The sequence below is a fragment of the Rhizobium sp. PRIMUS64 genome, from assembly GCF_023006465.1.
GTDB lineage: Bacteria > Pseudomonadota > Alphaproteobacteria > Rhizobiales > Rhizobiaceae > Rhizobium > Rhizobium leguminosarum.
Window position 1 is genome coordinate 87076 of record NZ_JALBGX010000007.1, and the last position, 25635, is coordinate 112710.

The 25635-nt window shown below is 58.9% G+C and carries 13 protein-coding genes and 7 pseudogenes; 12 read left to right on the forward strand and 8 right to left on the reverse strand.

Annotated elements, in window-relative coordinates; all coding sequences use genetic code 11:
• Positions 1-83: 83 nt before the first annotated feature.
• From MOV76_RS05140 to tssA, 4 genes are all read right to left on the reverse strand, one after another.
• Positions 84-617 carry a type VI secretion system tube protein Hcp gene (locus MOV76_RS05140; RefSeq protein ID WP_064842664.1) on the reverse strand — a complete coding sequence of 178 codons (534 nt, stop codon included), beginning with the start codon at positions 615-617 and terminating at the stop codon, positions 84-86.
• A 115-nt stretch (positions 618-732) separates the two neighbouring features.
• A complete protein-coding gene (tssC, locus tag MOV76_RS05145; RefSeq protein WP_077991402.1) occupies positions 733-2220 on the reverse strand; it encodes a type VI secretion system contractile sheath large subunit in 1488 nt (495 codons plus the stop codon).
• 2 nt (positions 2221-2222) lie between these two features.
• On the reverse strand, positions 2223-2777 hold the full coding sequence (tssB, locus tag MOV76_RS05150) for a type VI secretion system contractile sheath small subunit (RefSeq protein WP_064842668.1): 555 nt from the start codon (positions 2775-2777) through the stop codon (positions 2223-2225).
• Between the two features lie 35 nt (positions 2778-2812).
• On the reverse strand, positions 2813-3805 hold the full coding sequence (gene tssA / locus MOV76_RS05155) for a type VI secretion system protein TssA (RefSeq protein ID WP_064842670.1): 993 nt from the start codon (positions 3803-3805) through the stop codon (positions 2813-2815).
• 93 nt (positions 3806-3898) lie between these two features.
• On the opposite strand from tssA, the pseudogene MOV76_RS05160 reads away from it, so the two are divergent.
• Positions 3899-4284: pseudogene (locus tag MOV76_RS05160) on the forward strand (IS3 family transposase); the annotation flags it as partial.
• A gap of 1292 nt (positions 4285-5576) precedes the next feature.
• On the opposite strand, the gene MOV76_RS05165 reads toward MOV76_RS05160, so the two are convergent.
• Both MOV76_RS05165 and MOV76_RS05170 read right to left on the reverse strand, forming a co-directional pair.
• Positions 5577-6578: a hypothetical protein gene (locus MOV76_RS05165; protein ID WP_247263948.1), complete on the reverse strand. Its 1002-nt coding sequence runs from the start codon at positions 6576-6578 to the stop codon at positions 5577-5579.
• A gap of 965 nt (positions 6579-7543) precedes the next feature.
• A pseudogene (locus MOV76_RS05170) lies at positions 7544-8091 on the reverse strand (transposase); the annotation flags it as partial.
• Positions 8092-8319: 228 nt separating this feature from the next.
• Between MOV76_RS05170 and MOV76_RS05175 the strand changes: the two are divergent.
• The 10 genes and pseudogenes from MOV76_RS05175 to MOV76_RS05220 all read left to right on the forward strand — a co-directional run bounded on the left by MOV76_RS05175 (position 8320) and on the right by MOV76_RS05220 (position 21857).
• A pseudogene (locus tag MOV76_RS05175) lies at positions 8320-9269 on the forward strand (IS481 family transposase).
• A gap of 483 nt (positions 9270-9752) precedes the next feature.
• A complete protein-coding gene (gene tssK / locus MOV76_RS05180) occupies positions 9753-11108 on the forward strand; it encodes a type VI secretion system baseplate subunit TssK (RefSeq protein ID WP_064842673.1) in 1356 nt (451 codons plus the stop codon).
• A 61-nt stretch (positions 11109-11169) separates the two neighbouring features.
• The gene (locus tag MOV76_RS05185) at positions 11170-12336 is read left to right on the forward strand and encodes a type VI secretion system-associated FHA domain protein (RefSeq protein ID WP_077991407.1); all 1167 of its coding nucleotides are present in this window, start codon (positions 11170-11172) and stop codon (positions 12334-12336) included.
• A complete protein-coding gene (icmH, locus tag MOV76_RS05190) occupies positions 12336-13625 on the forward strand; it encodes a type IVB secretion system protein IcmH/DotU (protein WP_012489524.1) in 1290 nt (429 codons plus the stop codon). The genes MOV76_RS05185 and icmH overlap by 1 nt, the downstream gene beginning before the upstream one ends.
• 9 nt (positions 13626-13634) lie before the next feature.
• On the forward strand, positions 13635-17240 hold the full coding sequence (tssM, locus tag MOV76_RS05195) for a type VI secretion system membrane subunit TssM (protein WP_077991410.1): 3606 nt from the start codon (positions 13635-13637) through the stop codon (positions 17238-17240).
• An 85-nt stretch (positions 17241-17325) separates the two neighbouring features.
• Complete coding sequence (locus MOV76_RS05200) at positions 17326-17514, forward strand: hypothetical protein (protein ID WP_004678816.1); 189 nt, start codon at positions 17326-17328, stop codon at positions 17512-17514.
• 22 nt (positions 17515-17536) lie between these two features.
• Positions 17537-19153 (forward strand): hypothetical protein, encoded by a 1617-nt coding sequence (locus MOV76_RS05205; RefSeq protein ID WP_064842681.1) that lies wholly within the window; start codon positions 17537-17539, stop codon positions 19151-19153.
• Between the two features lie 112 nt (positions 19154-19265).
• Positions 19266-19500 (forward strand): annotated as a pseudogene (locus MOV76_RS40025) (SIR2 family protein); the annotation flags it as partial.
• An 826-nt stretch (positions 19501-20326) separates the two neighbouring features.
• A pseudogene (locus tag MOV76_RS05215) lies at positions 20327-20653 on the forward strand (carbamoyltransferase N-terminal domain-containing protein); the annotation flags it as partial.
• Between the two features lie 193 nt (positions 20654-20846).
• A complete protein-coding gene (locus MOV76_RS05220) occupies positions 20847-21857 on the forward strand; it encodes a LysR substrate-binding domain-containing protein (protein WP_040111826.1) in 1011 nt (336 codons plus the stop codon).
• A 210-nt stretch (positions 21858-22067) separates the two neighbouring features.
• On the opposite strand, the pseudogene MOV76_RS05225 reads toward MOV76_RS05220, so the two are convergent.
• Positions 22068-22625, reverse strand: a pseudogene (locus MOV76_RS05225) (radical SAM protein); the annotation flags it as partial.
• A 775-nt stretch (positions 22626-23400) separates the two neighbouring features.
• Between MOV76_RS05225 and MOV76_RS05230 the strand changes: the two are divergent.
• Positions 23401-23976, forward strand: a pseudogene (locus MOV76_RS05230) (nuclear transport factor 2 family protein).
• A 984-nt stretch (positions 23977-24960) separates the two neighbouring features.
• On the opposite strand, the gene MOV76_RS05240 reads toward MOV76_RS05230, so the two are convergent.
• Positions 24961-25635, reverse strand: a 675-nt coding sequence (locus MOV76_RS05240) for a transposase (RefSeq protein WP_247263949.1), incomplete at its 5' end; no start/stop codon positions are given.

The window sequence follows — 25635 nt, forward strand, 5'->3', positions numbered from 1 at the left end:
ACAATCTCCAGGTGCAATAGCGACGAGTCGATCCGTCGTTTTCGCGCGCAGCCCCGAATATTCCCGGGTTGCCGATGGCCCCATCAGCCGACGAGCCTATTGAAGTCGGTGCTGTTCGCGATTTGGTTCCAGATGCCCTCGCCAGCTTTGGTAAGAGCGCCTTTTTCATCCTGCCTGTAATAAATGACCTTGCAGGCGCCGAACCGGAATGTGATCGTCTCCTCGGGGGCGTCTTCCGCATAGGACCACTCGACCTTCTCGACTACCAGCATGTTGAAACTCCAGTGCAAGAACAGGTTCGATTCTGATGTAGCTTGTCCGCTCCCCGTCGCTTTGAAAAGTTTCAGTTCGACGCTATTGAAGTGGGCGCCGCGACCACAGGCAACGTACAGAGAGGGCGATGACGTATCCACCTGCTTCTTGATAGTGAAGACCTCGAATTCGGCCTTGCCCGCGCCCGCCCCGGCGGTATGAGGCCCAATGTTCAGCTTGTTTTCGAGTGAAAAGCTCCATTCGTCCGCTAGGGTGATGCCGTCCTTTAGAATGATAGATTCGCCCTTGGGCAAAATGCCGTCCTTGGACGCTTGCGTGAATTTTATAACCGCGTCGAACGCCATGATGGACTTTCCTTTTCTCGTTGATCTGATTGGGCCTGGATTGCATCGGCCAGCCCAGGGCAGCTATTCCGGAGTTTTGGCGCCGAGAACGGAGCACAATCATCTGCGGGTTTTCTCAGTCCTTGCGGGCGGATGGCAGGCGCGAGACCAGTCTCAAAGAGATGGTTAGGCCTTCGAGCTGGTAGTGTGGCCGCATGTAAAATCTCGCAACGTAATATCCGGGATTATCTTCGACCTCTTCCACCTTGACCTCGGCTGAGGAGAGCGGCTGCTGTGCCTTACTCTCTTCGCTCCCAAGCTCGGGCGAGGGGTGGACATAGCCCTGAATCCATTGGTTGAGCCACTCCTCGACCTCGTGGCGCTCCTTGAACGTGCCAATCTTGTCCCGGACCATACACTTCAAATAATGTGCGAAGCGGCAGGTTGCGAAGATGTAGGGTAGCCGGGCACTGAGTTCGGCGTTCGCTGACGCGTCGGGGTCTTCGTATTTGACCGGCTTGTTAATAGTTTGAGCGCCAATAAATACGCCGAGGTCCGTGTTTTTGCGGTGCAACAGCGGTAGAAGACCGTTTTTGGACAGTTCGGCCTCACGGCGGTCGCTGATCGCGATCTCAGTGGGGCATTTTAGGTCGACGCCACCGTCGTCGCTGCGGAAGGTATGTACCGGCAGACCCTCGACCAGGCCGCCGGATTCGACGCCACGAATTCTGGAGAGCCAGCCATAGAGCTTGAACGAGCGCGTGATATTTACGCCCATGGCGTAGGCTGCGTTCGTCCAAAGGTATTTCTCGCTGTCGCCGCCGTCTGTGTCCTCCTCGAAGGCGAATTCATCGACCGGGTTGGTTTTGGCCCCGTAGGGCAGCCGGCCAAGGGTGCGTGGTAAGGTCAGGGCCACGTATCGAGAGTTCTCGCTCTCGCGGAACGCTCGCCAAGGGGCATGTTCGGGCGTGAGGAAGATTTTTGTGATGTCACGCGGGTTCGCAAGCTCACGCCAAGAATCCATCTGCAGCAGATGTGGTGAGACGGCAGATATAAGCGGTGAGTGGCTCGCCGCCGCGATCTGCGCCAGTCCCGAAAGCAACTCAACGTCCGGTGGGGTATGGTCGAAATAGTAGTCGGCAATCAGGCAGCCATAGGGTTCACCGCCGATTTGGCCGTATTCGTCTTCGTAAATTTTTTTGAATAGCGGACTCTGATCCCAGGTGATACCCTTATATTTCCGCAGAGTTCGGGACATCTCCACCTTTGAAACTGGGAGAACGCGAATCTTCAACGTTTCATCGGTTTCGGTGTTGCTGGCAAGGTGATGCAAGCCCCGCCAAGCTGATTCCACGCGCTGGAAATTTTCGTGATGGAGGATCTCGTTGAGTTGTGCAGAAAGCTTCTGGTCGATCGAAGCAATCATTGCTTGGATAGTCGTGACGACATCGTCGCTGATCAGCGACGTGTTTTGAAGTGCCTGCTCGGCCAGTGTTCGGACGGCACTCTCCACCAAGTCACGGGAGTGGTCCGAGCGGATCTTGAACTCGAATCGAAGCATGCGGGTGAAATCGCCGAGATCAACGGTGGCGACCTGTACATCTGTGGCATCTGCAGGCATCATGATCAGTTCTCCTCTGTGTCTGGGGATGCCAATGGCGGAGCGGCAACCACTGCATCAGGCTTCTCAGTCTCCATGCCATTGCCGAGGGCGCTTAGCAGTGCCGAATCCGCGAGGAAGTGGGTGAGCAACTCTTCGGCACCGTTCTTCCCGTCCATATAGGCCAGCAGATTGGAGAGCTCCGTTCGCGCCTCGAGCAGCCTGCTAAGGCTGTCGACCTTGCGCGCCACGGCCGCCGGCGAGAAATCTTCGAGCCGCTCGAACGTCAAGTCGACAGCGAGTTGGCCTTCTCCAGTCAATAGGTTCGGCACCCGCATCACCACCCTGGGCCTCAGCGATCTGAGCCGATCATCGAAATTGTCGATATCGATCTCCATCATCTTGCGCTCCGCGACAGGGGCAAGCGGCTCGGCAGCATTGCCGGCGAGGTCGGACATCACGCCGACCACGAAGGGAAGCTGAACCTTCTTCTGAGAGCCATAGGTCTCGACGTCGTATTCGATCTGTACACGAGGCGGACGAACCCGCGCGATGAACTTTTGACTACTCGCCTTTGTCATGTGTTCCACTCTCCTGATAGGGAAGATTGCGCACGTCACGTGCCCTCGCCGACCGCCAGACCGGCAATCGAACGGTATTGGGCAACCCCTTCTGGCGCCAACTCTTTGATAAGAGCCATGAAGTCCTTCGAGACAAGTCGCTGCGCGCGCTCCAGGAGGGCTGGCAGCGGGCTCGCGGGCTCATTCACCTGGTACCAGTGGCAAATGCGGCCAAGAATTTCGACAACGTCATCGCGGTTGCGGATCACTTCGGGGTAAGAGGCCTCGCTAGAGTCTGGCAATGGAGATGCCGGGGCTGCAGGCTGGGCCCTTTTCCGATGGGCGTCGACCAGATCCTTGGCCTGGGTGAGTAGCACTATCAGAGGGTCGAATCGAACGGCCTCGTCACTCGCGACGTGCTGCCGAACACTCGCGTCTAGATGGGTGGCGGCTGCCAGGCTGGCGTGGAGACCAGTGCTGATCTGCTCGAGCTGCAGTGGATCGGTGTCGATGAAGGCGTGCTCGATGGTCGAACGATCAATTTCCGTAGATTGGGACCGTAGCGCACCAGCCCAATCGCGGAGCGTAAAAGTCCCGAATTGCCTGGAGGAGGTGAGTGGAACTTGGCGTATTTCTGCCAAGAGCCCGGAGAGATCGCAGAGGCTCGCTAGAGCGTTGAGGCGAACGGTCTGATCTTCGTCATCTTCTGGATCCGGTCGCGGATGTAGCTCTGACCAGTAGAGCTCGACATAGGCCGCGAGCAGCTCAAGCCCCCGACTTAGACCAGAGAAGCCGAACTGACTGAGGGCGGATCGTGTGAGCAAGATGCCGACTCTTAGATCCTTAGTGCGGGCAGAAAGGTCGAGGCCAAGCCGCCACACCTCTGTCCAATCGGGAGCCTCCCCGGTGGCGATGGAGTCGCCTATCTGCTGGTGCGGCTTGCCATGCGACGCTATCTCCAGCTCCAGGAAGCTCAAATCGTAATCGAGAGCATCCCCGCATGCGTTGCCGTCGCTGATCGGTTTTAATAGATGATCCGCATCGAGCATGACCCAAATCCCAGTTTTCCCGACATAAAAGATCGTCGCGCCTCTGTTTCTCAATGTTTAGCAATGAGCAGACGCGATTGCTCATGCACAATCGACATTCGTATATGTCGTGAATGCTTGGGGCGTGAATGCCGCCGCTTCGGATCTTGACGCAGCTATGTGCTGCTCAGGCGCGAGGGACACCTTGTGAACAACAAGAAGCTCTTCCGGGTCCATCGGGAGGAGAAGCTCACGATGCGCAAGCGCCGTGGCCGGAAACAAGCGAAAGGCAAGCGTTGGTGTTGATCCAGCTGGCTGCCAATGATCGTTGGTCGCTGGACTTCGTGTCGGATCAACTCACCTATAGCGCGGGTTCAGGCTTCTGATGGTCGTGAGGAAAGCCGGACTCTCGTCGCCGATACTTCGCTCTCCGGCCTGCGGTCGCCTGTGGACTGGATCGGGTTATCGAGGAGCGTGGCAAGCCAAGCACTCTGGCCTCGGCTGACTAACCCTGCAGAGTTCGCCCAGATCGTCAACCCGCGACGTGATGCAGTGCTGCGCAGCCGGAATGGTCTCCGCACCTAAACCCGCCGATGCCGCCGCAGATGCGCAACCCACCGCTGGAGCGAACCCCAAACTGGATAAACTTGACGGTACAAGCTCAGCCAGATTGAATTGACATCGTCGGGCAGTCGTTGCAAAGGGCAACCTGCGGAGTACCGTTGGAAACGTGAGCCTGAAGGCCTCCAACTACAAAGTCTTCGCGCGGCCGCCTCCGCGCCAGTTGCTGCATAAGGTGGATGGCGTCCTCGGCGATCGCTCTTGGGGGTGTCGGCGCGCGGACCCTCATCGAACGAGCGGCCAGCCGGCGGGTCCATCGCGCGTGCAGCGACCCCGGCGTCAGTGGTAGAACGGCTCGAGCACTTCAACGGCATATATCTCCTGCGCTCCGCCGGACCGCCGCACGAGGCATATAGGGCGACAATCTGGATGAGATCCGTATTGACCGCATGTAACGATGCTCCCCGAGATTCGCACGTTGCCTCATTCATTTTGCTCCCAGTTGGAGCGAAGGAGTGGGGTGCGGAGATGGCGGGGTTTCGCAGCGGCCGGCCTCCTTCGTGAGCGCCATTGCCGTTTTCGACGGAAGTCTGAAGTTTAATAACCATCGTCGCGGTATTTACTTTTGACAATGGGTGTGATGCGGCTTTGCGTGATCTTCTAAAAAGAATCGAGTCCCGCCGCCAATCTCCCGTTCTATCGCGCACCTATCGCATCCCAACGTGACTGTCGACCCTGCTTCCATTAGTCGTGCAGGGCAACCACGCGGTCTCTCGTGCAGATCCCTGCGATTTCGAATTGACGGACACCGACCCCGTTTGACGGTCGTGGAGTGCACGCACTTAGTCACCCTAGCCGCCCGCGCACTGCAACCCCGCTGTAGCGATCCTTCTACCTCTATGCTAAAGAAAGTTTTGGAAAAACTTGCCTCCTCGCCATCGTTCGACGGCGGCCTTGGCGCCAATCTTGCGAGGAGCGGGCTGATGGTCGCAGCGGCATGCGAGCCGACATTCTGCGATCCCGACCGTCGAAGACGAGGTCGCTCTCGGCGTGTTAGTCAGCCGGAATGCGCCCGCCGTCGTGCCCCTAAATATCGATCTCGAGCCAGGTATTGGCCTCCAGACTGAAGAAAAATTCGGCGCTCTCACATGCTCATGCAATCCCGTGGTGGACAACCAACGCACATGATGGTGCAGTTCCTAGGGAATGTGGTGATGAGTCGTGAGCCGTCCTATATCACCTTGAACGCTGCCCTCCTGGCTATCCGTTTCTTCGAGGCACCCACGATTATGGCGGCATCGGCGGCGCTGAGATCGGGATGGGCCGCCTTCAGTGCGTCTGCCCACGCCCCCTTGCTCTGCCCCGGCAGCTGCGGTGTCTGCCTAGCGATTTCGTCCAGCCTCGCCTGGTCCTGGGCCGACACCGTCTGGAACGCCGTCCTCACGGCGATATCGCGCCTTACGGCACCCACGACTATGGCGGCATCGGCGGCGCTGAGATCGGGATGGGCCGCCTTCAGCGCGTCCGCCCACGCCCCCTTGCTCTGCCCCGGCAGCTGCGGTGTCGCCGCCTTGATCTCGTCAAGCCTCGCCCGGTCCTGGGCCGACACCGTTCGATACGCCGCCCTCCTGGCGATAACCCGCTTTACGACGCCCACGATTACGGCGGCATCGGCGGCGCTGAGATCGGGATGGGCCGCCTTCAGCGCGTCCGCCCACGCCCCCTTGCTCTGCCTCGACTGCCGCGGTGTCTGCCTGGCGATTTCGTCCAGCCTCGCCTGGTCCTGGGCCGACACCGTCCGGAACGCCGCTCGATTGACGAGATCGCCCGTTGAGGCCCCCACGATTATGCCGGCATTCGCGGCGCTGAGATCAGGCGCCAACGCCTGCGGCCTTTGAGCATATAACGTCTGCCTGCGGCTGGGCCTGGGATCTGCGTCCTTCTCAGTAGTCCGCCTCTTGCGCCCGCCACCGGTCGGATCGCTGGGCTCCGCGGGCACCTCGGACATGGCCGAATGCTCCTCTCTTCCACCCGGCACCTCGGTGGGCCCGGCAACCGCTGAGGCTTCTAAATTCCCAAGGCCATGCAGCCCCCCGCGCTGAGGGCCAGTCTCCAGCGGCTGGCCCTCGACGAGGTGAATAGTGCGATCGGCATTATTGTATTCATCTGTTGTCCTCGTGAGGTTGAACGCGGTCTCTGCCGGGACGACCGGAACTCTCGTCAGTTCCGTCATGTCAGCCATCATTTGCGGGGTTTGTTCTTCAGGGCTTTGAAGCTCGGTCGGCGGGCTTGGCTGGTGGACGCTTAGCCTTTCCACGTAACGCAATACAGAATTCTCTTGCCAGATGTCGTCCGAATTGAAGTTGTCGGCCACTTGATCGACACGCGCCACTGAAGACTGCGCTTTTTGATCCGCTGGGTGCCGGCCCTCATCCGGCCGCGAAGAGCACTGCCCCTTAGTCCGAGGGTCCCTGTCAACCATGCTCACCCCCCTGGGATATGGCCTTCAGGAAACAAGGGGTCAGCTGTCGAGCACCGACTGCTGACGGAAGGTCAGAATTTATCAGGGGCTCAAGCGACTTAACCAGAGTGCAAGGGGCGCGACTGCGACCATCGACCGCTCCAGCTTGCCGAGCCTCGTTCAGACGCCGCTTAATCACCGTGGGTCCCGTTTTTTGCTGTTGTGGCATGGGGCGGCTCTGCGGAATCGAGCTCAGGTGACGGGAGGCCGGCAGATCCCGAAGACATGGCCAGGCCGTTGATAACTGGTAGCGTAAACGCATCATTGCAGCAGAACCTCGAAAACCACGGAGAAGAGCCCGCGATTCAAACTAGCGCAGTCCCGGTATTGGGTTGCATGCACAGGTGATATGCTCGCATCCGGTTAGTGAACGGCTATGGCGCAGCTCCTGCGTGAACCCATAACAACAGCGGCGATCCTTCGAGAGATGCAGCGACGACCCGTTCTCCAGACCGGAGGTCCGCGCTTGATGTGGCGATCGGCACGGATTGCTATCAACGCTGACGGCCGCCGGTGCCGCGCAAGCCGGTTACGACGAAACATCGACATGATCTCTTCTATGGTGGGATTGGCCCACCGATACCTGGGTAGTGGCAACTGTCGCCAATTGCGGCGCCAGTGAGGTCGGCCTTCGTCTTCGAACTCCTTGCTGGCTTCCGCTAAACAACGCGGCCTTATCACAAAAGGCTGGGAGATTTAACGATGATCCCGGCATCCGGACTTCTGCGCATTGCCGGCCGGTAATAGCGCGAAAGACTTGCAGCAATCGCAGCGCCGGCGGCAGCCGTGACTAGTATCCGCACTGCCTGGCCCGTAACAATGCGCTGTGACCAGCGGAAGCCGATCTCGTGGAAAGACAAGGCATGCTGCGGGCTGATATGATGAAAGACGCCGGCAATGGTGCGGCGGACCCGGGCCTTGAAACCTCCCACCGAGTGGACGGCGACTTGGACGAATTCGCGGCTCGAATGCTTTACGTTCTCATGCGTAGCAAAGCTCTTGCCAATCGCCATGAACGCCTCACCGCCCATCAGGCAGGTTGCGGTTCGATCCCTTTCGCCGTCGCGCGCCCTGCATGTATCGAAAGGCCTTTTCGGCCCCGTCCAGGCGGTAGACCGTCCGGATCCATTCTCGGTCGCTCACCGAGATGAAAACGGTCGATCTCCACCGTGCCATCTAGCATGTGCTCGCGCGCCAACATGAGGCGCAGCGCATATCCCATTCGCTAGCTATTGGGCATCACCAAATGTGGAAATGCCTATCTTCGCCGCATGAATGATCCATGCCGCCAGGGCTGCTATCCCGCACCTGGCGCGAACCGGGACTGCAACCGGTTCGTGGATCGTGTCCAGGAGGTGGTTGTCTAATCGCTAAGCTGGTCGTCAAGGCGCTTTAGGTGTTTGGTCCCGGCATTTGATGGTGCAATATTTTCCTTGGCATGGAGGGAAGCACTATGGGCCAGGTTCTACACGGGAGCGCCACGACGACAGAGGCAATCCGTCGAGCAATACAAAATAGTGAAGAGAGCCTGAGAACGCTTTCGAAGCGATACGGGATCAACCAGAAAACCGTGGCGAAATGGAAGAAGCGGACATCGTTGGTCGACCTTCCTACAGGCCCAAAGGACCCGCACTCGACGACCCTTTCCCTCGAAGAAGAGCCGTTATCGTCGCCTTCCGCCGGCACACGTTGCTGCCGCTCGATGATTGCCTCTACGCTCTTCAGCCGACCATTTCATATCTGACGCGTTCGTCGTTGCACAGGTGTTTGCAGCGCCACGGCATTTCACGTCTGCCGGAGGTCAGAGGCGACAAGGAGCCGAAGAAGAAGTTCAAAAGCTATCCGGTCGCTTACTTCCACATCGATATTGACGAGGTGCAGACGGCCGAGGGCAAGCTCTATCTCTTTGTCGCAATTGACCGAACATCCAAGTTCGCGTTCGCGGAACTCTACACCAAAGCCGGCAAGATGAATGCCGCTCAGTTCTTGCGCAATCTGATCACGGCAGTGCCCTACACCATTCACACCGTTTTGACCGACAATGTCATTCAGTTCACCAACCGAGCTTGTGATCGAAATGCCTTCCAGCACATCTTCGATTGGGTCTGCGACGATCACAGCATCGAGCATCGCCTGACCAAGGTGAAGCATCCCTGGACCAACGGACAGGTCGAACGGATGAACCGAACGATCAAGGAGGCGACCGTCAAGCGCTTCCACTACGACGATCATGCGCAGTTGAAAAAACATCTGGCTGACTTTATCGACGCCTACAATTTCGGGCGCCGGCTCAAGACGCTAAAGGGCCTTACGCCTTACGAGTTCATCTGCAGACAATGGACTTTGGAGCCGGATCGATTCATCATCGACCCCATCCATCAAATGCCGGGACTAAACACCTAGGGGCGGCGGCGCGTGAAGACGATGTTGGCGGCGGCACTGCCTCAGCGTATTCAGGAACATTTTCGACGAGGCAATGCGCATCACGTGTCACCTTGCCTGTTGCGCTGCTCTTTTGGCCCCGTACTTGCGGCGCCGGCTCTCAAGGCTTCCGGGCGGTCATTTGCGAGATTCATCCCGTACGAGTGACAGGACAGGCGAATTGGCGCGTTGTAGGTCAGTGTGAACATGAACGACCAATAAGGCTCTGAGGGCAACGGGCTACTGAGCGACAGTCTAGATGAGACCCCTTGCTTGTCGCGCTGCAAGGGGGCTCATGACCAATCCTGATGAGCTTCGGCGCTTGCATATCTGAGCTGTCCCGACACGCGATGCCCTTCTACCAGCGCATTGTTGGATATCAGATGTGCATGCAAGGGGGCAGTGAAGCTCTGCTACTTTTACGGAGAAAGCCGTTCTGTCAGGTGGACGCGAGGCGAGTCTTGAATGTCGTGGAATAATAGGGTCGTCTGGTCGGAGGGCTTGTTCCTCCGCCCGCAGCATTTTCAGCAGGCCGATCGTCACGTCGAACAGCTGGTGCGCAGCAGGACGGCGGTTTTGCATGGGTACGGGTGGGGTATCAGCGAGCTGCGGCTCAATCGAGAGCTGCTTGGTCTCGGAAAGATCGCCATCGAAGCGGCTCGCGGCGTCTTGGAGGACGGGATGCCCTTCAGTATTCCTGACGAAGCCAACCAGCCAACTCCCTACGACGTTCCGCCGGATTTTCGAGATTCGCTTATTCACTTGGCGGTACCGTTTTATCAACCCGGCGCTCTTGAAACCGACGCGCAAGCGGGAATTGACGTACCTATCCGCTTCGCAGTCTCCACTGAGGATGTTGTCGACACCAACGCTGGCGAGCGAGGCAGCGCCTCCATCGACGTAGCGAGGCTGGATTTTCGATTGCTGCCGGACGCGGCAGACCGGTCTGGCTACACTTGCATCCCAATCGCCCGTATCATAGAGGTCCGGGCCGACCGACAGATCATTCTGGACGAAACGCACGTGCCGCCAACCCCCGACTGCGCCAGCTCCCGGGTCCTCTCGAACTACATCACTGAGATCACCGGCCTGCTTCACCATCGTGGTGAAGCTCTGGCCACTCGGGTCTCTCAGTCGGGAACGAACCGGGTTGCAGAGCTCGCGGACTTCCTTCTGCTGCAGGCGATCAATCGGTACGAGCCGTACTTCTGCCACCTGTCCAAGGCCGCCGTTGTAAATCCGGAATCGCTGTATGTTGTCATGCTCCAGTTGGCGGGTGAACTAGCCACGTTCGCCCGCGTCGATAAACGTGCCCCGACCCTTGGTGTTTACAAGCACGACTCTCTCGCGGAGGCGTTTTTGCCAGTGATGCAGTCGATCCGGGCTTCGCTGGGTGCAGTGATTGAGCAGACTGCGGTCCCCGTACCGCTGCAGCGGCAAAAATACGGTGTCCATGTGGCTGAGGTGGCCGACCGCTCTCTCTTTACGACCTCGAGCTTCGTGCTGGCTGCTCGGGCTGATATTGAGGTCGAGCGCCTCCGGCGCGAGTTCCCGTCTCAGATTAAGATCGGCCCGGCGGAGAAAATCACGGAACTCGTCAATGTCGCACTGCCCGGCATTATCATCAATCCCCTACCGGTCGCGCCGCGTCAGATCCCGTTCCATGTTGGATTCAGCTATTTCGAGATCGATCAAAATAGCCGCTTCTGGAAGGAGATGCCCCAATCCGCCGGCTTGGCGCTGCACGTTGCTGGCGACTTCCCAAATCTCGAAATGGCTCTCTGGGCCATCCGAGCCGGACAGAACCCACATTTGAGTTAGCCCACCAATGCCCCTCACGCTACGTGTACACAGCAAAAGATGTAGTTTTCCGGAATATCTCGTGCCGGGCGACGCGGCTGGTGGACTGACTACCAGCCGAGCAGGCAACAGCCTGGTTCTGCCGGATGATCAACAGATGGTCTCGAAATCCCACTGCTCAATCGAGTGCATGGCACGGCGATACGTACTGATCGACCGAGGCCGCGACGACACATGTCAAAATGACGAGGCGGTGCCGCTTCCGTCAGAGGCGCCGGTCGCCCGGAAAACCAGCGATTTTATTCAGATCGGCGCCTATAGGACCGATGTCGTCGCGGTGTCGCCTTCGATATCCATTGCGGAGAGTGCCGCCGAACCGGAGGGACAACTTGCAGCGACAAGTGAGGAGTTGAGTCTTCTTGGCCCCCTCGAAACGGCCTCGTCGCTCCTGGCGGGCAATTGCACCCGGGGTGAAGAAGCGCTGCTGGACCTGAGGGACGGCGAGTTCCTACCATTGCCGTTCTTAGGCACTCGTTTAGACGCGCTGGCGGGCATGATGAGAAGTCCGTGGGATATCTACGCAGACAGTGTGCCAGATCGGGCCCCCATCTTGACGCAACCCAAGGTGGAGCAATCATCTCGCCAAGAATCATCGAGCGGCGGTCACGGCTTTCCTTGCCGCCTGCGGCTTATCATTGGCAGATGTCCGGAATGCCGGCATCGTAAGCGTGCTGGATCGTGCAGGGAAAATGCTTCTGTATTCCGCCGCGCTGCACAGCATACTCTCCGAGCGAGAGCTGGCGAACAATTATTCAGAAATAAGAGTTCCGACGAAAAAACCCTGAGTCTCGTTCCCGATGTCGGTGAGGCGTTGCTCGCAGTTCTGTGCAATGACTCCAGCGGGTTCCTCCGCGGAGACCTGGCCGTTGAGCAAGCCTTCACCGACCGTGGGACGCATGACGTGTCATTCGCGGCTGTGCAGAAGGCTCTGTCCAGCGTTCGTGCACGCTTGTCCCTAGCAGGGATCGAGAAGGCGATGGGGCGGCCCCGTTCCCTTTTGCACCGCAACCATAAGGCGCGAAACCGGAGCGCGTACGTGCGCGTCTTCAATGACGTCGTATCGAGCATCGAAACCGATTTGCTCCGGAGCTTCGGCGCCGACTTCGCGCGCCCAGTGCGAGAGCGTAGTCGACCCGCCCGCCGATCCCACGATGAGAGCGTCCGCTCCGAAGGGAAGTGGGCGGGTTGATGATGGTGATTGAGGAAACGATGCCAAAATCCCAGCCACTCGTCCTCCTTCACGCCGAGGAGCAGTTGGCTGTCCCTTCGCCGTCATCGCCAGTGGCGGACGAACTTACCTGGGAGATGCTTGCGCTCGACCGACTTAATCCACTGGTCGCGGCCGCGGCGGCGCTGCTGGGTCTCAGCGCTCAGCTCAAGAGCAGTGCTAGCCATATCGACGTTGAAGCACTGCGCCTTAGGGTGCTGCGGGAGATCGATGCTTTTGAGCGTCGGATCACGCCGCTCGGATTGCCCTCGCGAGCGATCAAGGTCTGCAAATACGCCCTCTGCGCGACCATCGATGACATCGTTCTGAACACAGCCTGGGGCAGCAACAGCGTCTGGACGACGCGCAGCTTGGTGGGATCGCTGTTCAGCGATACCTGGGGCGGCGAGCGCTTCTTCGATCTGCTGACGCAATTGAAAAATGAACCGGCCATCAATATAGAACTGCTGGAGCTGCTCTACTACTGCATGAGGTTGGGCTTCGAAGGCCGCTACCGCGTCACTGCGGGAGGAGCCGCAGAGCTCAGTGTGCTGTGCGAAGACGTCTACCGCCTGATCCGAGCAGCCCGTGGTGACTTCGAGCGCGAACTATCCCCGCACTGGCGGAGGAACTCAAATAATCCGAAGCCACGCCGCACAATCGTTCCAATCTGGGCCGTCGTAGCGTTTGGGGCAGGATTACTCCTCTCGATCTATACCGGACTCCTGCATGCATTAAATGCCCGCGCCGACGCTGTCTTCAACGATATCGCGACATTGCCGCCGAACGGCGTTGTCAGATCGGCGAGAATCGCATTGCCACCAAAGGTTGTTATGAGCAGCGACCGACTGCGTAACTTCCTCGAGCCCGAAATCCGCGAAGGGCTTGTCACTGTGTCCGAGGACCCACAGCAGATCGTCGTTATCATTCGCGCCTCCGGGATGTTCGATTCTGCTAGTCCGGAAGTGAAGAAAATGTTCCTGCCGCTTCTTTTACGAATTGGTCGTTCTCTGAACGGTGAGTCGGGATCGGTCCTCCTGACCGGGCACACCGACGCCATTCCGGTGCAATCACTCGCCTTCCCTTCAAACGATTCCCTTTCGCTCGCGCGTGCGAGCGCAGCTGCCGAGATTATCAAATCCATGATGGATGACCCAGGCCGCGTGCGAGAAGAGGGCAGAGGGAGCGGAGAACCGGTCGCTTCGAACCACACGCCCGAGGGCCGCGCGCGGAACCGTCGGATTCAAATCATCATCACAAAGACACAATGAAGACAAGCCATGCAGTCAATCAAGAAAGCGCTTAGGTGGCAATGGCTCCGTGTCGGCGGGGCGGCGATCGTATGTGCCTTAATCTTCACGCTCGGACCGCATATCTCGGTCGGAGGATTTGCGCCGCTTGACAGCCTTCGCAGCCAGATCGCGGCATCGATGCTGATTCCGGTCGGATACACCGTGATCTACTTGATCCAGTCCCAGCTTTACAAGGTTCAGGCCTATTTTGAAGACCTCGTCCAATCACGAGTGTCGGGAGCGCTGGACGCGGGTGGGGCCGAGCAGAAGAAGGGAGACCCAAGGCCTTCCGACCGAAGTGTGGGGCAAGCCAGCACGCTTGCTGAAAGAGAGCTGGAGGCGATTCGTCATCGTTTTCGCGAGACCCTTACCACACTCAAGGGGCGCCGCTACGCAGGAGGTATCAGCAGGCGGTGGCTCTATCAGCGGCCCTGGTATGTGATGATCGGTCCGCCCAACTCGGGGAAGACCACAGCAATAGTCAATTCCGGGCTCAGCTTTCCGATGGCGGCGAGGTCCGGTCTGAGAGCCGCCGGTGGGTTAGCGGGTACGGAAAACTGCGACTGGTGGATCACCGATGACGCGGTGTTCGTCGACACTGCTGGGCGCTACACGATACAGGAGGGTGATGCAGACCGGGACAAAGCGGTTTGGCGTGGCTTGCTTCATATGCTCAGACGCTCCCGGCCACGGCAGCCGCTGAACGGTGTCTTAGTCACGATCGCAATCAGCGAGCTGAATTCTACATCCGAGGAAGTGCTCGCCGATCGCGCGCGCTGTATCCGTGAGCGGCTCCTCGAAGTGTACAGGGAGCTTCGCCTGCAACTGCCGATTTATGTGCTTTTCACTAAGAGCGATCTGCTGGCGGGATTTGTTGAATTCTTCGACGATCTGGGTCGCGAGGGGCGGGAGGCGGTGTGGGGGTTCACCTATGCGCAAGAGGCGTCGGAGGACGAAGGCGATCCGATGGCGTTTGCCGCAGCATACGATGCGCTTGTTGGCCGCCTAAACGAAAGGCTGCTTGAACGAATGCAGCACGAAAGCAACCTCCAGCGTCGCGCGCTCATGTTCGGCTTCCCACAGCAGGTCGCTAGCCTCAAGCACCTGACGCAACAGTTCTTGAAGGAAGCCTTTGGCGGGAATTCGTTCCAGGAACCGCTTATGCTCCGCGGCGTCTACTTCTTAAGCGGCACGCAAATTGGCATGCCCTTCGATCGAGTTGCGAACGCCAGATCTCAGACCTTCGAGATCGCTCAGCCGCCCTGTACAGCGCTTCGTGGCCCGGGCCGTAATTATTTCATCAGCCGGCTGCTGCGCGAAGTCGTTTTCGCCGAAGCTGGGCTCGTCGATGCCAATCACCGCTTCGATCGGCGCCAGCGGCGGATCCGGTATGGCGCCTACACGATGATAGCGGCGGTCATTGTTACCGCCAGCGTCTTATGGACGTTCAGCTATATTCGGAATGTTCAGCTGATCGAGAGCGTTCGCCTAATGGCTGGCAGCTATGCTAGAGGGGCCGAAAAGCTGAAGCTCGACCGGGTTGAGAGTGGCGATCTTCGACCCATCCTGCCACTGCTTCAGCGGCTGCGTGATGCCAACGGCGACAGCGCGGGCGGCCGCCTATCAAGTTCGGGTCTCGACCAGAGTAAGAAAATCAAGGTTCAGACGCTCGCGGCGTACCGCCGCGCCGTGAACACCATCCTGCTGCCGCGGCTGATGTTCCGGTTGGAAACCTTATTGGTCGAGCGGCACGACGATGATCAGTTCGTCTACCAGGCGTTAAAGGTTTACCTGATGCTGGGTCAGCAGGGTCCGCTCCAGCGCGCGGTCGTCAAAAACTGGATGGCTGCCGACTGGCGAGTGATGTTTCCGGCCGAAGCCGATGCCGGCCTGCGCAGCGCGCTCGCTGATCACCTGGATGCACTCATGGAAGGGCCGCTGCCCCATAGTGAGCTTAATGGCGAACTGATCGAGAGGAGCCGCGCGAAGCTCCAGACCGTCTCGATGGCGCGCCGCGTCCTCGACATCATCGCGACCAGTCCCGAAGCCTCGCGGGCGCCAACCTGGCGTCTGGCCGACCATGCCGGGCCGCTGGCGCAGGGCGTCTTGGCTCGCAAATCGGGACAGCCGCTCAGCGAGGGGGTTCCTGGCATCTACACGAGGGCGGGGTTTTACGGAACCTTCCTGCGATTGCTGCCGCAAGTGGCTGACGCTGTCGCTGCAGAAGGCTGGGTTCTCGACTCACAGGTAGTCGCGCCGATTGCAGCCGGTGATGTGAGCCAGAAGCTGCGGCGTTCGGCGGCGGATCTCTACGCTCAGGAGTTCGCGTTGCACTGGGACCAGCTCATTGGCGATATGTCCATCCGCCCGTCTGGGGGTATCGATGACGCGCTGCGCACCTTGAACACGCTGTCCGCGCCGACGTCACCAATGCGCCTGTTCCTTTTCGCGGCGGCGCAGGAGCTAAAGCTCAAGCAACCACCGGCTCCCGAGGACGGCTTGACTAAAGGTGACAGTGTCCCCCAGGGCGAGGTGTTGCCAAGCGAGCTCGAGGCACTCTTCCGGTCTCAACCGGCCGCGGACACGCCTGAAGCTCACGTCCAGCTCTATATGGGCGATCATTTCCGGTGGCTGCACCAGCTGGTCGAAGTGCCGTCGAACAGCCAAGCGGGCGCGCAGGCGCCGATCGACAGTGCTCTCCGGGATCTCGGCGAACTGTATCGCTCCCTCAGCCAGGCGCAGGGGCTGGCGGGTTCGAACATCTTGGAACACAACGGGCAGGCGGGCGTCGCCATCCAACAGATCGAGGCGGGGGCGGCCGATCTGCCCGAACCCATCCGGCAATGGATCCTCGGCCTCAGCCGCCACAGCTCGGACCTAACCGTCAGCGGCATGAGGCGCGGGTTGGCGAGCGGTTGGGCGGGCGGCCCCGGCGATTTGTGCCGACGGGCTACCGAAGGACGGTATCCCTTCGCGAGCGGATCCCGCCGGGATATCCCTTTGAGCGATTTCGCCCGACTGTTCGGCCGCAAGGCGGAGATCGACACTTTCTTCGCCGAGAACCTTTCCCCATTCGTCGACAAATCCAAAGGTTCGTGGCAGTTTCGGCCAACGAGCGGTGTCGATTTCCCTATCGGCCGCAATACCTTGGCCCAGTTCCAACGGGCAGCCACGATCCGCGACACCATGTTCGATGATGCCGGCCAGGTGTCAGTTGGATTCCTGCTCACCGTCGCCGAGACCGATCCGTTGACAGACCAGGTGGTGGTAGACATCGACGGCCAGCGCCTCGAACATCGACGAGGAACGGCCGCCGCGGCCATGCATTTCCATTGGCCTACGGCCGGCGGCGTCGGCGGCGCTTCCGTCGCTTTCATCGGTTTTCAAGGCGCCACCCTCTCCAAGAGCGGCCATTGGGCGCTGTTTCGCCTCTTAAATGAGGCGGATAAGCAGCCATTGGGAGGAGGGGACCTTATTCAGGTACGACTGGTGTCCGGTCGCCATTGGGCGGTTTTTAACCTCCAGCCTGACAGCGTGATGAGCCCGTTGTCACGCAATCTGCTGTCAGAATTCCGATGTCCAGATTTCTTATGAACGCCGGGATAGCATCCGACTGGCGCTGGGAAAGCCCTATGGGGTCACGAGACGCCCACGCAGGTCTGCGGCGGGAGAGGTCGGCATGTCGGTTGCCGGCCGGATCGGAGGCGGTCACGGCTGCGACTGGCGGCGATCGTCGCTTGATCTCGGCGCGCCGCTTTCCCGCTCGACTCGACCGCTGGAGAGCGCGGTCACCTCCATCAGGCAGATCTTCGGGAAGTTGGGTGATCAGATCCTGTCCCACCCTATCAACCGACGTACACTGATCTAGAACAGGAAACTGGAGAGATATAATGGCCGGAATGAAGCACAATAGGACAAGAGCGAAGAAATTTCTGCAGTTGATCGACCAGACGAAGAACAGAGCGGATTTGGAGTTCTGCTTTGCGGTTGGCACGGTTGGCGATCTGCGGAAGCCTGCTGTCCTGGTGAGTAAGAAAAAGCTCAATGGATTGGCACAAACTTTGAAAAACATGCCTTTTGAAGATGATGAGGATAGTAGTAAGGAGAACTTTTCGCTTCTGCGGAGAGGCACGGGCAGGATGAACGAAAACGGCGTTATCCTCGTCAAGTTGGCTGATGGTGGAAAGGCCGGGTTCCCGCAGGTCCAAAAGGTGATGAAGAAGTATTTCGTGAACTTCCGCATGAGGTTGCCTGACATGCAGGAAGCAGGAATCTTAACTGAAGAAGACATTCAGCAGTTTGAGATGAACGCCGAGGAGAACTCCCAATTTCTTCCGCCCGACGACTCTGAAGAATTCAATCGGCCGATGACGGCGCTCGATAGCGCGGAAGGGAACTCTGCAGGGAGTGTTGAAGAAACTGAAGAGAGAAGCAAGCGTGAAGGCGGGGCTGAGCTCCTGGAGCAGCTTCTCCCGGAAGTGAAGGAGGGCATTGCCGCCGCGGCCGCGACCATTTCCAATCACGCAGTAAGTCTCAGCGCGCAAATTGGCGCGGGACAGACCGCAGAGTTGTCCCATCTGACCACGAAGATCGCGGATTGGCTGCAACGTGTGCTGGCTGCGACGCCTCCGGAAGAGCAGGAGGCAACGCTGCACAACTTCGCCGGCCGACTTCTGTTGATGCTGGCCTATCCTGAGAATCTGCGAAATCTTCAATATGTGGATGACATGCCCGATGGGGCGGGGCAGGGCGAGACAAACGGCGACCGCCGCGAAGAGGTCGTGGTGAATGGGATCGATCTGAACAGAGTTCCAACGGGCGCTCTCGATCAAGACGAGGTAGTAGAGTCCTTGTTCCGTCTGATCAAGGCAAAGGCTCAGGAGCGACAACTTTCTTATCCGCTAGAGAACGCGAATTCTGAGAGGATTGCGAAGATAGTGTCGTCGCAATGGCCGAAGGAACTAGGCGATGCAGCCCGTAGGCGCGCGGTTGTGGAGCGTCTGATCGCAGCGGTGGTCCCGCGGCCCGGTAACGATGATCAACTTCTGGTCCTTCTTGGCATCGCAGACCAGCCCGAACGGACCAAATCCATCGAGAACTCGGTCGAAAGTATCATAGCTATATGGCAGGCTCATCTCGACACTGCCTTGACGCTGCGGGATGAGGTAAAGAGCAAGATCAACCAGATGGTCGATGTGGAAGCCCGCGGCGGAACGTGGAGGTATGTCGACGACATCTTCCTGCAGTTCGGAGGAGAGCTTTCAGATCAGCTCTCCGCCATCACCGAACGCAACGGTGAGGCACTGTCGAGCGCGACCGAGCGTGTCCGAACCACAGTCCAGAAGAAGCTCGATTATCTCAACGGCAGCGACATTGTAGCCATGCTTGACAATCCTCCAATCGACATCGGTCCGGGCACTATAGGGCAGACGCTGCGGGAAGGGCTCGCGGCCATCACCGATGGACTGAAGCGCATCGAAACCTCGCGCGCCGCGCCCGCCGCGTAATAATCGCCTGTTCTCGATGCCGGCCGACCCACCGGAAGGCCGGGCGAGCAGGCCATCAACGGCCTCATCAGCGACGGAAGGAGTTCCGCCGCTCAGGTGGGTCAGCGAAGCGGTGAAGGAGCGGCGCACCAACAGAGGCTCTTCGGCTCTTCTTCATCGGCTGCCGCTTCAACGACCAGATGCTGCGCGCCTACGCCCGACAGATCATGACGCGATCCAACGCACCACGTTTTGCGGTGCTGGATGCGGCAGCGCCGACCAACAACCAACGCCGTTTCCTTGCAGCAAGCCCGATCACGCTTATCGACGTGCCGACTGGCGAAGCTGCGGCTAGGCTTATCGGCTGAAAACCAGAGTAGAGAAGGAGTGTTGCGGGTACGACGATACACGAGGATTTCGGAGGTCGGTCGTCGGCACCGACGTCGGAGGCGGATTTGCCGTAAACGTTGATCATCACGGCCGCTGTTTGAAAGTGCCGCTCGCCTTGCTATGAATCCACCCATCCCTTTTTTGCACGCATTCCATCCAAACAAACAATTTTACTGGTCAAAACAATTGCCCTTAGAAAAAACGCTGAAGAGCGCTGTGCAGAACGATTGTGTGGAGTTCTAAAAATGGGTCCTCAGGTTCGGTAGAGACTGTGCTGGAAAACGAGTTGGAGCACTCTGTCAGTTGCCTGGCCTCGATTGTTATCACGTTGGACGTGATCGGCCAAATCTTGGCCGTTGCTTCTGCCGTTTCAGTGCTAATGGGCTCTCACAAGAAGCACTGTTGCCTGGTCGACTAAATCTGTGAGTGCATCCCTCACAATGACTAGAAGCCAGAGCAGGCGCGCTCGCAGCCGCAAGGACATGATCTGCGTCTTTTGCAGGAACACCAAACCTCGTGATTTTCTTGCGGCTGTCGGGCCGAAATATGAAGGACTGAGTAATGTGGATAGGTTACGTGCAGTTCTGCTGCAAATGCTTCGGTCAGGGTTTCCGTGCGGCGTCGCAACTATAGCATCAAGAAGGTTGCGCAGCATCGATTGTCGGCAATGTCGCCGAGCCGGTCGCTATTAGTATCGGCTTCGCCTGTGAGCTCTATCTGACACGTCAAACACAAGCTTTGAACTTACGAAAGCCGGCGGTCGGGCCAGAGCGACCTACCTTTCGAAACGGACTGGAGAGCAACATGCTGTGTCTAGGGCTGAGTGGGCGTCTAAGCAGAGTCTACGAAAATTCGTTCGATCTACCGAACAGCTTTATGCACAATGGGGCTGCGGTTCGCGTTCGCGACGGCCGAATGATAGCGGCAGTCGAGGAGGAGCGCCTTAACCGGATCAAGCACTCCAACACGCTACCAATTCGTTCGATTCAATATTGCCTCGCATCTGCAGGTGTTCAGCTCAGCGACATCGACCGCATCGCGTATTATGCAACCGAGGCCTATTGCAACGCTGTGCTCGAGCGCGTGCGCCTCTCTCACCCAAGCACCCCAGTATCGGATGCGAGGCTGTTGCAACGGGCTCGGGGAGGTCGACACGGGCTCTATATTCCTGTGGGACACCCCGATGTTCCATGTGATCGCCATCGTCACACAGATCTGGCCGCCCATTGGACGCGTGATGGCACAATGCCATGGAGGTTGTCACCCGCGCTCCACCGCCGAGATGAACTCGAAAAACGTTGGACCCGGAATTGATTGTTGAGGAATGAACTTCATGAAACGCAATGTAGAAAAAGAGGTGACGGATCAACTCGCTTATAGGCGAAAGATGTTGCAAGATTGGAGAGGAGAGCGCCTCACTGGACACCAGATAAACCTAGCATCAATAGACCTCAACCTCCTGGTGGCGCTCGAGGCTCTGCTCGAATACCGGAACGTGACGCACGCGGGCCAGCACATCGGGCGGAGTCAACCGGCGATGAGCCGGGCACTGGGAAGGCTGCGCGGCTTGTTCAATGATGATCTCCTGGTGCGGTCTTCAACGGGTTTGATCCCAACGCCGCAAGGCGAACATTTGGCTCAAAGGCTGCCGTCGGCACTGCGTACGATCCGAGAGATGGTGACAAGCCGCAGCGTAATCTCAAAAGAATGGGGGAGGGGGGCAACGCTGGCGATCCCCGATCATCAAGCTTTGGCTGTACTACCGCGCCTCCTGCCGTGGTTACGCGAGCGTGCCCCTCATCTCGACACACTCGCCTGTTTGCCGTTTGATCGTGCCGTGCGGGGGCTTGAGCAAGGTGATATTGATTTGGCCGTTGGGCATATTGACGTGCAACTGCCTGGCTATTTTCGGCGCAGTCTCTATACAGACCGCTTCGCGTGTTTGTTGCGCCACGACCATCCCGCGCTGGCGCAGGAATGGACGATCGACAACTTCGCGACCTTGCGTCACGCTGCCATCAGTACGGACTCCCCCGACCATTTCGGCCCGATCTACGACCACTTGCCCAACTTGCGAGAGGATCGTAGTCCCATACTTTTTTCCAGCGTTCTCACGGCAGCGGTGGTGGCTTCGGGGACGGATTTGGTATTGCTCGTCCCGCGCCGCGTTGCGACCCAAGTTTCCGCGATGCTGCCGCTTAGGGTTGTTGATCCACCCCTCGAGCCGGCACCGTACAAGGTCATGCTCATCTGGCACGAGCGGTGCCATCACGACCCGCAGCATAAATGGCTGCGCAAGGAGGTCGCCGCAGCGTTGGAGACGGGAGCAGACTGACACAAGAAGCGGTGATCGGGATGCTCCCGAAGCATCAAAGAGAGCAAACGGGGATTTTGCGCGGGGAGATGACCAAGGGCTCAGCGCTGCTGCGCCCGAGAGTGCCAGGCATGTTGGACGAATATCGAGACTTGGATGCCTATGTGCTCGCGGGGTCTGCTTGTATCCGGGCTTCTGCTGAGCTGCGGCTCGGCCCTGCAGTGGCGCGGATATCTTCGCGCCGGCTCTCGGATCGACCATTTTGATGGTGATCGTCAAGTGATCAACATTTATGTCAGCAGGCTCGCCGACACGGTCTGGCACTGCCGGACCGTTGGTTGAAAGACACAGCTTGATATCGGGGACCTCTGTGGCTCCGCGTGCAAATGTCGCCTTTGTCTTCTTCCGGTCATAACAGGCATCGCTTGGTCCGGCGATAAAGAGCACGGAAAGCTGAGGGACTTCATTGGCGACCGCAACGACCTTTCGCAGCGCCTGGTCAGGCGTCGGCCGGCTTTCGTTGGCGCAGTATTTACGATTGCAGTAGTTGCACTGGATATTGCAAGCTGGTGCGGCTACGACGTGCATGCGCGCGAAATAGTAGTGCGCTTGTTCTAAATAGCAGGAAAGGTCCGTGATTTTCTCCCAGACAGCCGGCTCGACGTGGTGCGGCTTTGCGGACGAACCGCACAATGACGCGGCGCAAGCAGTGGACTTCGCTGTGGCCAGCAGTTGGTTCATAGTTGTCGTGCTGGTCAGGTTCTTGAGCGAAATCATTGGTGGGGGCATTAAAGGCTCCGTTGCTGCTTAACTTGGCGGTTCAAGAAGCAAGGGCCATGCCAATGAAAATTGCTTAGGTTTTCAATTGGTTAGCGTTTTTTGTCCGGTTCCTCCATTTGCGACCCGACATAGGGCTGTCAGGCATTCGACAATAGACCTACACCGGTAAAATGGTGGCTCGCCTCGAGTGCTTGAGTTGAGGAGGCAGGTCGGGCCGCTCGACCACACCAGGCTTAGAACTTTCTTTCACCCCGATTTGATGCCCGCGGATGGCATAACCAGCCGAACGTGGGGTGACGCCGAGAGGCGAGCCGCCTGGCCCCAGATTTCTCCCTCGCGTCGATCAGCCGCTCCCGCTCGGTCAGACGAGCCCGATTGGGAGCCAGGCAGGATCGTTCGGATCACAGGCTTTGGAGGAGACTTCGCCGAGACAGGCACCGGCAGCCCCGGCGGCCGCAAACGGGGATCCAGTCGACATTGGTCTCTTTCTGGCGAACTCGTCGATCGCATTGTCGCCGAATGGACCGTTACCTACCTTCCACACAAGCGCAGAGAGGCCCTGGCTGTTCTTGCAGACAAAATCCAACGCACCAATGGTCCTTGATTGCGCGGGAGTTGCTGTCCTACGCACGCTGTTTGAGTTCACAGACGTTCCCTGGGAAGTGGCATTGCGAGACCAAGTCAAGCGCCGACGGCGCGAATGTCCGTTCGCAGATGCATAGAACGCCATTTTCAACTCAAGACCAGACTTGCGACGGGCCATGGACCACGAAAATGGGTCGAATTGCATGATCGCGAACGATCCGCGACTGTCCTATCGGTATTGCCGCGGGATAGACGGGCGGACGAGGCGGGGCTGCGCAGCTCCTTCTGGCCTGATGCGCAGGACGTTCACGGAGCGTATCCGGGCTCCGCCGAGGGATTCATTGAGTTCACGCTTGGTGTCTTCAAGACCGAACCGCGTAACATCCACCAGATCACCAACGTTCTGATTGAGTTTATCAGCCCGACTGAAGCAGCTGTCGAGAGCTACTTCACTGCGCTCCAACGAGGGCCGGACTGCGGCCGGATCATACTTGCCAGGTTTCTCCTATGTGGTCGATATTGCGACCATTTTCAGAAAAGGGAAGGGGAGTGGAGAATTGCCGACCGCACAGTGGTCTATGATTGGCTCGAGGAGCAGACACAGCAGGCGGCGTCGCCAGAGATTGAGCGGTTCGGTTTCAGGCAGCCGATCGGAACATCGCATTCTAACGACCCGGTCTATACGCTCGGAAGCGGCAAAGAGCATGAAAGCCGAGGCGGAATAGCGGCGCGTTCAGCTGGTGCCGAACTCTTCTTTTCCGGGACGTGGTGCTAACTTGCTGTCATCTGGCTCCTTTAGCGTTAGATCGCATACGCCGGAGCAGGAGAAGCTAATCCATGAAGCAAGCAGACACCCGCCGTCATTACACGCGCTGCAGGCGGGATTGGCCGCGCTCTGGTCGATGCCTTTGCGACAAACGGCGACATTGTCGTTGCCGTGGATCTTCCTGGAAGCGGAACGGTGCGGTGCGGCGTTGCCGCGCGGCCCTGTGATCTTCAATGTGGCCTCGCTGGGCGGGTTGCTGGGCGATCCCAGACGCAACGGCTACGCTGCCTGGAAGGGGCCTGATCTTGATCACGAAAAGTTTGGCATGCGAGTTGGCGTCGCGTCGAGTGGGCCTGACGGCCATAAGAGCTCGGCTATGTGCGCACGCCGATGGTCGAGAACTGGAACGCGCCGACGAGACGGATCTCGCCGCTATTCGCCGACGCGTGCCGATGGGGCCCATGGGCGCGTCCCGATGATGTCGACCGGACCGTGCGGTTTCCGGTCAGCTCGCACGTTGATCATTCATCGACATCGTGTCGGACGGTCGCCTTGGGCTTGGCGACGGGTCCGGATACGAGCGATTCGAGTTCAAGCGCTTCGGTGTCGTTATTCATGAGGCGCCTGGGGAGTACCTGGGTGATCTTTTACGGGCTCAACCAGAAGGTTTTCGAACCCGACGGCCATTATCAGAAGATACCCCAAACGGCGATATCGTTGCGGACCACCCAGAAGCCAGCCCCGCCAATCTGCATCGCGGCAGGATCGGAGTGCAGCATGAGGCGGGCCGTCGCAGAGAGTCGCAGCAATTATTGCAGTCTCTAATCTTCGCCTGCGTCCTCCCGTAATACAAGGGCGTATCAACTCAGAGCTTGTGAAGCTTTTGAGATGGTGCGGTTTTGGCCGGTCTTGGCTGGCCGATGCAGTCGAGCGTCAGACGATTGCGCGCTGCGTTCGGATGGTCGCGTATGGGCGCTGGGTGATGGCCTTGGCTTAGCCGTTGGCGAGCCGATGGCCTTGCAAGATATTGTTGGTGAGTGCGTAGCAGAGCACGACGGCCTGGACCTTTTCGATGCCGCGCACCGTCAATTGTCGCAGATTCCAGTTGCGCCAGCGGGCATGGATGCATTCGCAGATCGAGCGGGGTTTGTACTGAGCCTTGCCGGTCTCGCTTGCCATGCGGGCTCGCCAGGCCGACACACCCGGACCGTCGCCGCGCCGCGGCAAGAAGGGATCGGTTCCGTGCTTGGACTGAGTGGGCGGACAAAAGACCTCAACCCCTTCGCCGTGCGCCCACTCGATATCTTCAGCGCTGCCAAAGCCGCCATCGGCGAGATAGCGCCGCGGCAGATGGCCGCTTAGCGCGCGCAACCGCTCCAGCATCGGCCGCATGAGGCCGTGATCGGAGCCGGCATTGGTCACCTCGAGCCCGACCACGAACTGCTCACCGGCCGTGCTCGCAACCTGCACATTATAACCCGGGCGGAAGCCGCCGTCGGCCATCTTCATCACCCGCGCCTGTGCATCCGTGCTGGAGGCGCGCGGCTCCTTCGGCTTTTTGCGATTGCCGCGCTTTTCTTCGCGCGCCTGGCGATGGCGCTCGATCTCGTCAAGAGCGACCTGGGCTGCTCTGAGCCGCTCGCCGCGCTCGCGCGCCGCCCGCTCCCT

Bases quoted from the DNA above. Each gene is read 5' to 3' on its own strand.
- MOV76_RS05140 (WP_064842664.1), bottom strand. From the start codon at position 617: ATGGCGTTCGACGCGGTTATAAAATTCACGCAAGCGTCCAAGGACGGC.
- tssK (WP_064842673.1), top strand. From the start codon at position 9,753: ATGTCGTGGAATAATAGGGTCGTCTGGTCGGAGGGCTTGTTCCTCCGC.
- MOV76_RS05220 (WP_040111826.1), top strand. From the start codon at position 20,847: ATGAACTTCATGAAACGCAATGTAGAAAAAGAGGTGACGGATCAACTC.
- tssC (WP_077991402.1), bottom strand. From the start codon at position 2,220: ATGATGCCTGCAGATGCCACAGATGTACAGGTCGCCACCGTTGATCTC.
- MOV76_RS05200 (WP_004678816.1), top strand. From the start codon at position 17,326: ATGTCGGTTGCCGGCCGGATCGGAGGCGGTCACGGCTGCGACTGGCGG.
- MOV76_RS05205 (WP_064842681.1), top strand. From the start codon at position 17,537: ATGGCCGGAATGAAGCACAATAGGACAAGAGCGAAGAAATTTCTGCAG.
- MOV76_RS05165 (WP_247263948.1), bottom strand. From the start codon at position 6,578: ATGACGGAACTGACGAGAGTTCCGGTCGTCCCGGCAGAGACCGCGTTC.
- tssA (WP_064842670.1), bottom strand. From the start codon at position 3,805: ATGCTCGATGCGGATCATCTATTAAAACCGATCAGCGACGGCAACGCA.
- tssB (WP_064842668.1), bottom strand. From the start codon at position 2,777: ATGACAAAGGCGAGTAGTCAAAAGTTCATCGCGCGGGTTCGTCCGCCT.
- tssM (WP_077991410.1), top strand. From the start codon at position 13,635: ATGCAGTCAATCAAGAAAGCGCTTAGGTGGCAATGGCTCCGTGTCGGC.
- icmH (WP_012489524.1), top strand. From the start codon at position 12,336: ATGATGGTGATTGAGGAAACGATGCCAAAATCCCAGCCACTCGTCCTC.